At 53.3% G+C, this 13,369-nt stretch carries 13 protein-coding genes (1 of these 13 cut by a window edge); 3 read left to right on the top strand and 10 right to left on the bottom strand.

All coding sequences use genetic code 11. From position 1 onward, the window contains the following. A protein-coding gene (gene ilvC / locus CJA_RS03260) for a ketol-acid reductoisomerase (RefSeq protein ID WP_012486344.1) crosses the window boundary here: on the bottom strand, window positions 1-412 show its 5' portion. 605 nt of this gene lie to the left of the window's left edge; 412 of the gene's 1,017 nt are visible here — the first part of the coding sequence; the start codon lies at window positions 410-412; the stop codon falls past the left edge of the window. Window positions 413-574: 162 nt separating this feature from the next. Here ilvC and ilvY point away from each other — a divergent pair, with 162 nt between their 5' ends. After that, on the top strand, window positions 575-1,447 hold the full coding sequence (gene ilvY, locus CJA_RS03255; RefSeq protein ID WP_041551952.1) for an HTH-type transcriptional activator IlvY: 873 nt from the start codon (window positions 575-577) through the stop codon (window positions 1,445-1,447). Here ilvY and CJA_RS03250 read toward each other — a convergent pair whose 3' ends face one another. The 3 genes from CJA_RS03250 to CJA_RS03240 form a co-directional block, all read right to left on the bottom strand. Further along, the gene (locus CJA_RS03250) at window positions 1,448-2,011 is read right to left on the bottom strand and encodes a DNA-3-methyladenine glycosylase (RefSeq protein WP_012486342.1); all 564 of its coding nucleotides are present in this window, start codon (window positions 2,009-2,011) and stop codon (window positions 1,448-1,450) included. It lies immediately after the preceding gene. Window positions 2,012-2,074: 63 nt separating this feature from the next. After that, entirely contained in the window at window positions 2,075-2,566 is a 492-nt protein-coding gene (ilvN, locus tag CJA_RS03245; protein WP_012486341.1) for an acetolactate synthase small subunit, read from the bottom strand. A 1-nt stretch (window position 2,567) separates the two neighbouring features. Continuing rightward, complete coding sequence (locus CJA_RS03240; RefSeq protein WP_041550999.1) at window positions 2,568-4,301, bottom strand: acetolactate synthase 3 large subunit; 1,734 nt, start codon at window positions 4,299-4,301, stop codon at window positions 2,568-2,570. A gap of 510 nt (window positions 4,302-4,811) precedes the next feature. On the opposite strand from CJA_RS03240, the gene CJA_RS03230 reads away from it, so the two are divergent. Next, complete coding sequence (locus CJA_RS03230) at window positions 4,812-5,231, top strand: DUF4124 domain-containing protein (protein ID WP_041550996.1); 420 nt, start codon at window positions 4,812-4,814, stop codon at window positions 5,229-5,231. 97 nt (window positions 5,232-5,328) lie between these two features. Here CJA_RS03230 and CJA_RS03225 read toward each other — a convergent pair whose 3' ends face one another. The 4 genes from CJA_RS03225 to mrcB all read right to left on the bottom strand — a co-directional run bounded on the left by CJA_RS03225 (window position 5,329) and on the right by mrcB (window position 9,472). Beyond that, the gene (locus CJA_RS03225) at window positions 5,329-5,667 is read right to left on the bottom strand and encodes a hypothetical protein (protein WP_012486338.1); all 339 of its coding nucleotides are present in this window, start codon (window positions 5,665-5,667) and stop codon (window positions 5,329-5,331) included. A 26-nt stretch (window positions 5,668-5,693) separates the two neighbouring features. Further along, a complete protein-coding gene (locus CJA_RS03220) occupies window positions 5,694-6,242 on the bottom strand; it encodes an RNA polymerase sigma factor (protein ID WP_012486337.1) in 549 nt (182 codons plus the stop codon). Window positions 6,243-6,246: 4 nt separating this feature from the next. Next, window positions 6,247-6,966 (bottom strand): DUF6249 domain-containing protein, encoded by a 720-nt coding sequence (locus CJA_RS03215; RefSeq protein WP_012486336.1) that lies wholly within the window; start codon window positions 6,964-6,966, stop codon window positions 6,247-6,249. A gap of 169 nt (window positions 6,967-7,135) precedes the next feature. Beyond that, on the bottom strand, window positions 7,136-9,472 hold the full coding sequence (gene mrcB, locus CJA_RS03210; protein ID WP_012486335.1) for a penicillin-binding protein 1B: 2,337 nt from the start codon (window positions 9,470-9,472) through the stop codon (window positions 7,136-7,138). A 164-nt stretch (window positions 9,473-9,636) separates the two neighbouring features. Between mrcB and CJA_RS03205 the strand changes: the two genes are divergently transcribed. Then, on the top strand, window positions 9,637-10,638 hold the full coding sequence (locus CJA_RS03205) for an adenosine kinase (protein WP_012486333.1): 1,002 nt from the start codon (window positions 9,637-9,639) through the stop codon (window positions 10,636-10,638). 73 nt (window positions 10,639-10,711) lie between these two features. Here the strand turns inward: CJA_RS03205 and CJA_RS03200 are convergent, their stop codons facing one another. Next, window positions 10,712-11,950, bottom strand: coding sequence for a M48 family metallopeptidase (locus tag CJA_RS03200; protein ID WP_012486332.1), 1,239 nt, complete (start codon window positions 11,948-11,950; stop codon window positions 10,712-10,714). A 24-nt stretch (window positions 11,951-11,974) separates the two neighbouring features. Further along, window positions 11,975-13,318 carry a YjgN family protein gene (locus tag CJA_RS03195; protein WP_012486331.1) on the bottom strand — a complete coding sequence of 448 codons (1,344 nt, stop codon included), beginning with the start codon at window positions 13,316-13,318 and terminating at the stop codon, window positions 11,975-11,977. Between the last annotated feature and the right edge of the window lie 51 nt (window positions 13,319-13,369).

Here is a 13,369-nt window from a genome sequence, read left to right as displayed (position 1 = left end):
AGCGCACAGTGTGTCCTGGCGCCTTGGGAGCAATCATGATCACATCCAGGTCTGCACGTGGCACTACCTGGTTGTAGTGAATCGCGAAACCGTGGGCGAATGCCAGGGCAGCGCCTTTCTTGATATTTGGCTCGATTTCTTCTTTGTAGAGTTTTGACTGGAACTCGTCAGGAGTCAGGATCATCACCAGGTCAGCAGAGGCAACTGCAGATTTAACATCAGTGACTTTCAGGCCGTGAGCTTCTGCTTTTTTCACAGTCGCCGAACCTGGACGCAGACCTACAACCACATCAACACCTGAATCTTTCAGGTTACAGGCATGGGCGTGACCTTGTGAACCGTAACCGATGATGGCTACTTTTTTGGACTGGATAATCGAGAGGTCACAGTCTTTATCGTAATAAACGTGCATGGCTAGCTCCTGTCTAGAGAGTCTGGAAGGTAGGGGGCACCGAAAGTCGGCGCAGTAAAAGGCCGCCAGTGTAGGGAAACACCAGCGTCTCGTAAAATGATATATTCGCAATTCAATATTTCAGTTTATGCAACATGGTTATTGATTACTGAGCGCCTTGCTATGGATATCGCCAAACTTCGCCTTTTCTGTGCCCTTGCCAACAGCCTGCATTTTGGTCGTGCTGCCGCCAGCTGCCACGTGAGCCCCTCCACCTTGAGCCGCAATATCAAGCAATTAGAGGACGACTTGGGGATCCACCTGTTTGTACGCGACAACCGCTCAGTGATTCTTACCCATGAGGGCGAGCAATTCCTGGGGGTTGCCAAGGAGATGATCCGCCAGTGGGAGACTTACCAGGAGTCGCTTATCGCCCAGGCCGACCAGCTGCGTGGACAGCTCAGCATCTACTGCTCAGTCACCGCGAGCTATAGCTTTCTCTATGAGATTCTCACTGAATTCCGTGTCAAGCACCCCGGCATTGCCATCAAGCTGCACACCGGTGATCCGGCACAATCTATCGAACATATTCTCGCTGGCGAGGAAGACATTGCCATTGCTGCCAAGCCGGACAAGTTGCCCGCGGGTGTCAGTTTTAAACCGATCAACAGCTCACCGCTGATTTTTATTACTGCTAACACCGAAGACTGGCACGGAAAAGGTTGGCACGAAATCCCGGTGATTATTCCCGAGGAAGGACTGGCAAGAGAGCGATTGGACCAGTGGTTTCATTCACGGGGTATCAAGCCCAATATCTATGCAGAGGTCAAAGGCAACGAGGCCATCGTCAGCATGGTGAGCCTGGGCTTTGGCGTGGGTGTTGCGCCGCAGATCGTGGTCGATAACAGCCCCCTCGCCGATAAGGTCAAACGCTTTGACCCGCAGCCGGATCTGGGCCCTTATGACACAGGGATTTGCGTGATGGAAAAGCGGCTGAAAAGCCCAATCGTCAACGCCTTCTGGAATCAATTGCGAGAGCCGACCATTTCCCAGTAATCAGCGAAATGGTTTGCTCAAAAAACGCGAGCCCGCCAAACCAAAACGCCAGGGCAAATCCACAGCCTTGGAAATACCAATCCTCGGACCGCTCACCACGTCAACCGGGCTTGATGCAGGCAGCAGTTGAAATGGTTTCCGATCCAGCGAATGACCGTTCATCGCATGGACAATAGCCAGAGCCTGGCCAACACGACCAGGGCCAGAACACAGCAAGCGGTCATCGGCCAGTGCCCGGCGTTTACGCATAATATCGATTCCCTGTGTAGGCTGGATGGCCCGAATCAATACTCCCGCACCGTGACCTTCTGCACCACAAACGAAATTCAGGCACCAGTGAATACCGTAGGAGCGATACACATAGGCCCGTCCTGGCGGGCCAAACATAGCCGCATTACGCTCACTCTTTCCCGTAAAGGTATGGGATGCCGGCTCAGATTGATCGTAAGCCTCCACTTCTACAATGAGGCCACCTACGCCCTCAACCAAAAACTCACAACCGATCAGCTGTGGCGCCACCAGGTGAGGTGACAGCGAAAAATCCAGCGAAATGATGCGTTTCATAGATCACCAAAGAAAAAGGCCGAAGCTTTTGCAAACTTCGGCCTTTGATGTGGAGTTGCAAGGTTATAGGCTCAACACTTTCTCACCGCGCGAAATACCGCACACGCCGGTGCGTACCACTTCAATAATTGATGCATCACCTACCGCCTGGATAAAGGCATCCAGTTTATCGCTCGCGCCCGTAATCTGGATGGTGTAGAGCGTGCTGGTGACATCCACGATCTGGCCGCGGAAAATATCCACACAGCGTTTGACTTCGGCGCGCTGGGCACCGGAGGCTTTGACTTTGATCAGCATCAGCTCGCGCTCGATGTGCGAACCTTCGGTCAAGTCCACCAATTTAACGACATCAATTAATTTATTGAGGTGCTTGGTGATCTGCTCGATTTTGTGATCATCGCCAATCGTGGTCAGGGTCAAACGCGAGAGCGTGGGATCTTCCGTAGGCGCCACCGTAAGTGTTTCGATGTTATAACCCCGTTGGGAGAACAACCCCACTACACGCGAGAGCGCACCGGGAGCGTTTTCCAGGAGAACAGAAATAATACGTCTCATCTTATGTACGCTCCGTTTTGCTCAGGAACATATCGCGCATGGATTGCTGCGCAACCTGCATGGGATAGACATGCTCGGACTGGTCAACCATGATGTCCATGAACACTACACGGTCTTTCAATGCAAAGCATTCTTCCAGCTTGGCTTTCAGCTCCTCACGCTTGGTGACACGCATACCGACATGGCCGTAGGCTTCGGCAAGCTTGATGAAATCCGGCAGCGAATCCTCATACAGGCTTTCAGCATAGCGTCCTGAGTACTGCATATCCTGCCACTGGCGAACCATGCCCAGAGCCTGGTTGTTCAAACAAATCACCTTCACCGGCAAATGGTATTGGGTACAGGTCGATAGTTCCTGGATACACATCTGGATGGAACCTTCACCCGTTACACACACCACCGTTGCATCGCGATGTGCAACCTGCACCCCCATGGCCGCAGGCAAGCCAAAGCCCATGGTGCCAAGGCCACCGGAGTTGATCCAGCGGCGCGGTTTGTCAAACAGGTAATATTGCGCCGCAAACATCTGGTGCTGGCCGACATCGGAAGTGACATACGCATCGCCCTTGGTCACCTCCCAGATCGCCTGGATAACTTCCTGCGGCTTGATTTTATCGCCCGAAGTATCAAAACGATTTTGGGTATAGATACCGTGGCGCTCGCGCCACTCATTGATTTGCTCCCACCAGGATGCGATGGCCTGCGCATCCGGTTTCTCGTCGCTCTCTTTGATTAGCGAGAGCATTTCATTGAGGACGCTATCTACTGCGCCAACGATAGGCACATCAGCAACGACGGTTTTTGAAATAGACGCAGGGTCAATATCAACGTGAATAATTTTGGCATTCGGACAGAACTTGCTGACCGCATTGGTCACGCGATCATCAAAACGCGCGCCCACCGCTAAAATCACATCGCTGTGATGCATCGCTGTATTGGCTTCATAGGTTCCGTGCATCCCCAGCATGCCGAGGAAGTTTTTGCCGGTTCCCGGATAGGCTCCCAACCCCATCAGCGTGTTGGTCACCGGGTAATTCAGCAAGTCCACCAGCTCTTTCAGCAGATGGGAGGCATTACCCTGGACAACACCGCCACCGGTATAAATCATCGGACGCTTGGCAGAAAGCAGCAGCTGCACGGCTTTTTTAATCTGGCCGGAATGACCGCGAGTCGCCGGGTTGTAAGAGCGCATTTTCACCTTCTCGGGGTACTCGTAGGGGAAGGTGTGCAGCGGGCTGGTGACGTCTTTGGGGACATCAATCACAACAGGGCCAGGACGCCCCGTAGCAGCAATGTAATAAGCCTTTTTAACAATTTCCGGAATTTCGCTAGCGTGTTTAACCATGAAGCTATGCTTCACGATCGGGCGGGAAATCCCCACCATGTCGGTTTCCTGGAAGGCATCTTCACCAATCAGGTGGCTCATCACCTGACCGGAAATCACCACCATAGGAATAGAATCCATATAGGCTGTAGCAATACCGGTAATGGCATTGGTTGCTCCCGGGCCGGAGGTGACCAACACAGTGCCCACTTTACCGGTAGAGCGAGAATAGGCATCCGCTGCGTGGGTCGCAGCTTGCTCGTGACGAACGAGAATGTGTTTAACGTCTTTTTGACGGAAAATGGCGTCATAAATATGCAGTGCAGCGCCGCCTGGATAGCCGAATACGCATTCAACGCCTTCGTCTTTCAGGGCACGGATGAGCATATCTCCGCCTGAGAGCATTTCCACGGTGTTTCCCCTTTTAGGTCTCAAGGTTGTGGCCAGCCGTAAACTGGCAGTGCAGATAGTAAAGAAGGACATACTGCACACGGATAGGCGACAGTCACTGGCGTTGCAGCAATCTGGCGCAATGAATGATCCACGATACGAAGCCCGGCAAGGCCAAGATCGGATCAGCGCAAGCCCGGCAGGTATGCAGGGTTTGCTCAGGTCGATACGGGGATAGTCGTATCGCCAGCAGATGGGTCGCTAAGAGGGTGACTTAGCCGGGGACAAACAAGGGCCTGAGCTTATCGGCCATTTGCCAACCATCTGGCGGACTGGCAATTCTCCCAAGATCAGCCGTAATGTCAAGAAAATAACCGGCTACAGGCCACTTTTTAATCATGTTTTTTACGCTATTTGGCATTAACCCTGCCGGAACAGCCAGACATGGCTCACAGATTGGCTAACTCCGGTTTCGTCACTGCGGCTTTAGGGCTATAGTTGGCGCATATCTCCCACGAGGACATTGTTCCGATGAAACCCCTGCTAATTCTGGCCTGCTGCATTGCCAGCCTGCTAAGCACCGCTGTCCTGGCCGCCAAGGTATATACCTGGAAAGATGAGAACGGTGTTACCCATTATGGCGAGCGCCCACCTAAAGAAGCCAATGCCAAGATGGTTCGCGCCCGTACAGGGCATAGTGATTCCGTAGCTGGCGAAGCTGCTCCCAGTACCGGCAGCGAACCTGTCACTGCTGAGCAGCCCCCCAGTATGCAACAACAATTAAAAGATCCCGAGCGCTGTGAAATAGCACGCAAGAATCTGGAGACATTAAACAGTAATGCCCGGATTAAAATGCCTGACGCTGATGGCAACACCCGCTTTCTAACGGAGGACGAACGACAGGAGAAATTTGATGAAATGGAAAAGGCCATTGAAGAAAGCTGCGAGTAAGTTTGCCAATTACCCCTGACAACATAAAAACGGCCACGTCGTATATGTGGCCGTTTTTTATTTCAAACCCTTTTTAGTAAAGCAGCAATACCAAAGCTTAAAGCCTGTCTCGATTAAACACCCAACAGGCAGGAATCAGCACCAGTGTCAACATAATTGCGAAAGAGGCCAGGACTAATCCGGCGAGATCCATCAATAAAAATTGGGCATACAGCGGCTGGATCACCTCAAACCAGGGAAAGCGTGCCAATACCCACAAGCTGATCAGGGTAACCGGCAAAAAGACTATCAGTTTTTCCAGCCAGGGATTCAGCGCCTTCCTGGGTTGCGGTAGTGCAGCCATCAGCCGCGCCGTAAAACCATCATCGTGCAGGTAATCGTTTTTGGCGCGTAACTGATGTGTCAGGAAGTCATCAAACGTATTACTGTGTTTCATCGTTTCTTTCACCTCTTGCAGCGGTTTCACTGGGGCAAGGCGTCCTGCCAGGACACGAGCAGAGTTTGCAGTTTCTGTTTACCCCGCGCTATATGGGTTTTCACCGTGCCTAGTGGAATCCCCATAATCGCCGCTGCCTCTTCGTGGGAGAAGCCATCTTCATAGCATAGTCGAATAGCCAGTTGCTGCCCGGCACTGAGCATACGCATGGCGGCCTCGACATCCTTTTGGGCATGGAATTGTTGCAGGCTGCACTGGTCTGCTTCGGTCTCTTCATTCTCGTCCAGCTCACACCATTCCAGCTTTTTACTGCGCCAGCGGTTGGCCGCGACATTGAAGGCGATGCGATACAGCCAGGTGGAGAATTTCGCCTCCGCGCGGAATGCTCCCAGCGCCGCATAGGCCTTGATAAAGGTCTCCTGTGCCAGATCGTCCGCAAGGTGGGTATCGCCATTGCACAAGCGTCTCGCCCAGGTGCGCAGCTGCGATTGGTAGCGCAATACCAGCTGCGCAAAAGCATGCTGGTCCTTGCGGTTTACCACCCGCGCAATCAATTCCTGATCGGGAATCGACATGAACCTAGCCCTGCTTATCCGCCTGCAATTGCGCGCGATCGCCGTTATTGAGCTTCCAGATAATCAGCTGCGATAAACCCAGTGCTATCCAGATAAAGCCTATAGAACCTATTTTGATACCCAGGAAAATCGTCAGGAAGATTAACCCGCCAATCCCCAATAACAGATTGCGTACCCCCTTGTTACGATTACCCCCTTCATCCGATTGCCTGGGGTCGTCACCGCGCAACAACTCCACAGGAATATCGCGCCCGGCAGCAAGTAATTTGTCGATATTGGCATTCATGTCCCGGCGCCGAAGTGCCTTTGCCTGGAAATGCAAACGCCCGAGGTATCCCAGCAACACCATGGGGGCACCAAATATCATCAGAATGGCGGTGATGGGCACCAATTGCGAGTAATCAAACCCGCGCTCAATCCGGGGCGAAGAAGGCAGTGCCGGAATCGGGGGGATTTGTATCGGCGCCATGCCCAGTACAGGCGACTCCGGATGGGCAGGCTCAAACATCGCGCCATCTTCAACAGACATCATATCTTCGGGTTCCCCAGCCGGTACATTGGGAGTCGGGGCAGGCACCGCAACAGACATAGGATCACTGCCGACAGGAACCGGGGTACCCACCAATTCCTCTGCGGTCACAGCCGGGAGCATCAGCGCTGACGCCCCGGCAGCTATAAGCAGTACCACGCACAGGCGTCGAACAAAGAGGGAAAACTGGGTCATGGAATAAGCCTCTCGCTATTAATGGGCGAATAAAATCAACGCTTTGCCCCAACTCACACACTAAGATGCAGTTTAGCGACGGGCAGATTCAGGGGGATAAAATATTTGCAGCCAGATGGGCAGCCTGTTTCCTTCCCGCTCTTGAGGAGGGAAACAGGTTGGAGCCAAGTTAATTAACCAGTTTTTGCCAAAAGTTTTTAATGGGATTGGATTCCTGGCAAGGCGCTGCCTGCAGGGGCAGGAAATCGCTGCGCACTGGCAGGTATACGGCACCCTGGCAGGTTTCACTACTTAATTTACCACTTACCTTGTCCAGCCAGATGTAACTCACGCCCGATGGCGGCTCCGCTTCCAAACCGCGCGTAGGTGTAGCTTTCATAAAGTCTGCCCAGGCCTGGAGCGCCCCCGTGGCACCACTGAAGGGAGTTTGCTGGTTATCATCGCGCCCCATCCAAACCACAGCCAAATGTTCTCCACTAAAACCGGCAAACCAGCTATCGCGCTGATCATTGGTTGTACCGGTTTTTCCCGCAAGACGCATCCCCGGGGGCAGCTGGTAACGCACGCTTTTACCCGTGCCTTCAGTAATCGCCAGGTGTAATGCCTCCTGGATCAGGAAGGCCGCCCGGGCGTCAAAACGCTGCTGTAATTCCAGGGGATAGCGCTTGAGTGGCTTGCCATCGGCTGCCAGTACTTCGCGGATGGCATGCACGGGGGCATAAACGCCATCGGCTGCCAGCGTGTGGTAAATGCCAGCGACCTCCAGTGGCGACATTTCTACAGATCCCAGCAGTATGGCCGGCACGGCGGGAATATTGCCGTTATAGCCGGCCTGCTTAACGGTTTTGATCACCCGATCCAATCCCAGTGTCATCCCCAGGCGAGCGGTTGCCTGGTTGTAGGAATGTGCCAAGGCGCTATACAAAGGTACATCACCATGGTCCTGTTTATCGGCATTTTGGGGCGCCCACCACTTACCGCCAGACTTATAGCTGACCGGTGCATCACTGATGATGCTACCCAGGTGATATTGCTGCGGAATATCCAGCGCGGCCAGGTATACAAAGGGTTTCATCAATGAGCCTATCTGGCGTTTTGCATCCAATACCCGGTTAAAGCCCTCGAAGCGGGGATTTTTATCGCTCACAACGGCCAGGATCTCTCCCGTTCCCACAGAGGTTACCAACATGGCCCCCTGCAATTCAGGCTGTTTGTACCCTTTGGCCAATTGGTTAACCCGCTGGGACAGGGTTTCTTCAGCCTGGCGCTGCACACGTGGCGATAAGCTGGTGAAAATACGTAAACCTTCGCTGCGCAAATCCTCTTCCTGATATTCCTGGCGCAGCTGGCGCTTCACTAGATCCATAAAGGCCGGATAGGTGGTTGCACTGACCTGGCCAGCCTCGACAACCCCCAACGGAGATGCCTTGGCCTTATCCAGCTGTACCTTATCGATGAGCCCTTCCCTGTGCATCACATCCAATACCAGGTTGCGCCGCGTCCTGGCACGCTCGGGGTTGCGCCAGGGATTGTAATAAGACGCGCCCTTCACCAAGCCAACCAACAACGCCAGTTCCTGCACATCCAGCTCATTCAGGGGTTGGCGGAAATAATGCTGGGCGCCCAACGCAAAGCCATGGATCGCGCGCTTGCCCTTTTGCCCCAGGAAAACCTCGTTGATATAGGTCTCCAGTATTTCCGCTTTGGAATAATGGACTTCCAGCAACACCGCCATAATGGCTTCAGGGATTTTGCGCTGGAAAAAACGCTGTTCATTCGAGAGGTAAAAATTCTTTACCAACTGCTGGGTGATGGTACTGCCGCCCTGGACAACATCGCCCGAGCGCACATTCACCCAGGCCGCGCGCAGGATGGCTAATGGGGATACCCCATGATGATCCAGAAAATGCTTATCCTCGACTGCCAGCAGGGTTTCACCGAGCAGCGGTGGCAGATCAGCGAGGCGCACCAGCATACGGTCCTCCTGCTCGGCAGGATAAAAGCCGCCGATCTCCTGGGGCTCAAGCCGCACCAGCGGCAAATCGGCTCCGGCAATGTCCATTAACAGCGCCACCTGGTTGCCTTCAATGCGCACACTGAAACGCTGCGCAGGTTCCTGCTTATCCCAGAAGGCAAAGCCACGGCTGTGCATCTGATAGCTGGCCCCCGAGGAAGCCACACTCACGCGTTTCAGCACCTGGCCAGGTGCAGTCACATTGGAGACAAACCGATAACCCAAGGCACGTAGCTCCTGCTCAAACGCCGCTGCACTCAAATCCATGCCCTGGTACAACTCCAGGGGCTGCGCATAGACCCGCGCCGGTAATGACCACTTTTTACCCTCAAACTTCTGGCGAACCTTGTTATCCAGATAAACCGTCCATATCGCCAGCAATGCCACCAGCAACAGCAAGCCATAAAAAATCCACAGGCGAACCAGAGCCCAGCCATGGCGAGGGGACTGGGTTTTAGCAGTTGGGCGAGAGCGGGAACGGCGTTTGGTCATTGGGGCAACTTCAATCGTTGGTCTAGGAAAGTGCGCGCAGTTTAACAGCCAACTGAGATGAAAAAAGCCGGAAAATCCGCAGGCGTTTAATCCGGGCCGCAAAATCTGCATAATGCCCGGCGTCTTGCATATCGCTCGCGCACATTAACAACAGGGGATACTCCATGAGCAAATACCATCATATTTATGGCATAGGCGCCGCACTGGTCGATACGGAAATCACCCTGACCGATGAGGACCTAACCCGCATGGCAGTAGCCAAGGGTGTCATGACCCTGGTTGACGAAGCGCGTCAACATACCCTGATCAACTATTTGCAAGATCATCTGGTCGCCTCGCACCGCGCCAGTGGCGGCTCAGCAGCCAATACCATCATCGCCGCCAGTTACTTCGGCTGTCGCAGTTTCTATTCCTGCAAAGTCGCCAACGACGACAACGGTCATTTCTACCTGCACGACCTGCATGCGGCGGGCGTCAAAACCCCCGCGCATATCACACCACCTGCCGGCATTACCGGTAAATGCCTGGTGATGATAACGCCGGATGCTGAGCGCACCATGAACACCTTCCTCGGCATCAGCGAAACCCTCTCTGTCGCGGAGCTGGATGTGCAAGCCATTGCCGAATCCGAGTGGGCTTACATCGAAGGCTACCTGGTCACATCACCTACCGGGCGCACCGCTGCCATTGAGCTGCGCAAACAGGCTGAGGCTAACCAAACACGAACCGCTCTCAGCCTGTCCGACCCGGCGATGGTGCAATTTTTCCGCGAGGGTTTATTGGACATGATCGGCGCAGGTGTCGACCTGATCTTCTGCAATCGCGACGAGGCCATAGGTTTTACCCAAACCCACACCCTGGAACAGGCTTGCGAAGCACTCAAGCAATACACCAAACAATTTGCCATTACCTGCGGTAGTGATGGTGCCCTGGTATTTGACGGTGAAAAACTGGTGCAGGTAACCGCACAACCGATTACACCGGTGGACACCAATGGCGCGGGTGATATGTTTGCGGGGGCCTTTCTGTACGCCTTAACGGAGGGCAAAGACTTTGCAACGGCAGCCGCTTTTGCCAACCTGGCCGCGGGAAAAGTGGTGTCTCAATTCGGACCGCGCTTGAGGCCGGAACAGTATGCAGAGTTGAAGCGGGTATTTTTTGCGTGAGCAATATCGTGGATTAATAAAAAACAGCAGGAGATGTTCCTGCCGTTTTTATTATTTGACAGATACCGGTGAATTAATGCGCTGCAGGTTGCGCGCGAAAGAGCTTCACCCGCTCTTCCGTCTCGGGGTGCGATGAGAAGTAATCCAGTATTTTCAGGCTGTCTTTTTTATGTTCAGCCATTAGCTTGTCACACATTTCTCTACGCTCTGGACTAATACCTTGCTCCGGTACAGGCTGATCAACACGCTGGTCAGCACCCGACACACCATCAACGTCGGCAGTTGTATCTTCACTATCCCCCGCACGTTCATGCTCCTCAGCCTCTGCGGCTTGTTTTTCTTTTTCGATGCGAATTAAAGCAGAGCAGTGCGCGTTGTAGGTCAGGCGCTCCATAAGGTCGATAAAGCTATGGCGCGGCACCTGATGGCTGTCGAGGAAATGCAGGGAGTTCAAATCGGCTTCGCGCTCAAAATCGCGCGAATAGGATGAAGTTGTTAACAGCAGCGGCAGGGATGCCAGTAATTCTCCGGCAGCGGAAACATCGCCAATTAACATGCTGATGGCAAAGCTCAACACTGCACCCTGAATGGTTGCACGCAAGCCGTGGCGATATCTCACATGGCCGATCTCGTGGGCTAATACCGCCAATAACTCATCATCGTTGTGCGCCAGGTGGACAATTTCATCGGTAAATACCACGGTGCCATCTGGCAGTGCAAAGGCATTGGCGCCGATGTTACCTCCACCGCGGAAGAGCACCCGGATATTCAAAGCGCGGTTTTCTTCCAGTGCCGGGGCAAAATGCTCCAGAACCCGCTCGCGCGTGGCATCGTCCAACTGGCTGGGGACAAAATGCATTTTGTCGAGGATGGCGAGGGTTTCAGTTGAGGCCCGGTTCATGACCGATGGCGGTAAGGCATCGGCAATCAGGCGCGCGCCCAGTGGCAGGCCATAGATCACCGTCCACCAGGTCATACCCGCTACGATAACCAGGGTTAACAACACAAACTGTAAGTGACTCTCCAGTTTATGGGCGAGGGTATTAAACAGTGAGGGGCGAAACCGGTGCAGCAGCGCGTCGACCTCATCGTGCGCCGATGTTTCCAGTTTTTCCCCCTGGGGAAAATAAATATAGCGCGGCGTTGTGCCTACACGCGACGCAATGTCCAATTCGGAAAATTCCACCTGCAGCAGGCACTGGTTGGTCAAGGCGTGATAGATACGCACAGTCCCATTGTCATTGACCTCCATCGTCACCGATTGGTGCGCGGAGGTCTTACCATCAAACCAGTCACCCTGCAGGCGGAACATAGGCAAATCCTTTTCGACAATCAATTAAATACTGATATCCATGGCGAAGAGGTCGTTGACACCTTCTGCCAGGGAGTTGGTTTGCTCTTTTTCAGCCGCCACAAAATTGTCCAGGTCACCGCCGGCAATCAATTGGGTATGCTCTGCCTTATAAGCTGCGGTGCGAACCTTGGCGAAAGGAATGTACAACCCCAGGGTGATTAAGATCAGCAAGGTATTTACAAACAGCAGCTTCAAATAGGAAAGGGTATGCCAGTTGGCACTAAAGCGATGCTCTGCCAGCCTGGTATGGTTGTACTGGATATTCGCCATAGTAACGGTGACATAGGAGCCGATCACCAGATAAAACGCCAAATACAACAGCAGCATCGGGATCATCAGTGCCAGGAAGGCGCCATTTCCTCCCGCCAGGGACGCCGCCGCGGCACCGCCACCAATGACCAGCAGGTAAACCACAAAGAAAACAACCGAGCCGCCAATAATAATCAGCAACATTTTGAAGTATTCACCAATATTCACATCAAAACTCAGCGGCGTTTGCCCATAGCTGTGATTATTCACAATGTATTCGGTTTGTTTCTTCCAGGCGAACGGCATAAGGATACCCAGGGTAAACACACCCGCCAGCGGCCAGAGCACATAGGCTTTGCAGGCAGCCCAGACACCGCCGTGGAATTTGAAACTGATGTTGCGATAACTGCTGTAGCGCGCATTGAAACGCAACGACATCACCACCACCCAGGGCAATGCGATTAACAGGATCGCCAACATGGCCAACGCCAGCATAGGCGACGTGTGGCTGAGCACAGAATAGGCAACCAGGAACACCATGGCGATAATTCGCCCCTTGAGGATTTGCAGGGGTTTGGCGGTATATTCAAAACTGGCGTTATTGAGTCGGGTATTGCCGTAGAAATATTGCAGGTTGCGCACCTTGGCCCAGGCGGAGTAAATCCCCAGCGTGACAATCGTCAGCAGGATATTGACGATCCAGATTTTAAAATACTCAACACCCTTGCCAAAAAATTCAAATCGCAGCTCTTTTTCCTGGACAGTTGACGCTGCAGGGGCAACGGCTGCCGCGGGAGCAGTTGCAACATCGGTATCTACCTGAAGGCTGAGGGTGGGCTCGGTAGCCACCTGCACGTCAGCAATAGCCTTTACACCAATTGCCGCCAGGCGCGCAATATATTGATTGGCAACTGCTTCACTGACGGCCGATTTGAGCGTCGCATGACCGGCTGCAAAAATGCGGGCCACTTTTTCAGTGTCGAGAGAGAATAACTGGGCAAAATCACGTTGAACCTGGTCGGCGTCAAAGCCGTCGAGCACACCATTAAATACCACATTGAACTGCGCGTCGGACATAAAAACTCCATTTAGCGTTTTATTGTTGATGAGATAACAAACTGAAAGCAT

This window comes from Cellvibrio japonicus Ueda107 (assembly GCF_000019225.1).
Lineage (GTDB): Bacteria > Pseudomonadota > Gammaproteobacteria > Pseudomonadales > Cellvibrionaceae > Cellvibrio > Cellvibrio japonicus.
The sequence above is the reverse complement of the archived record's forward strand: the minus strand, read 5'-3'. Positions and strand labels throughout refer to the sequence as shown.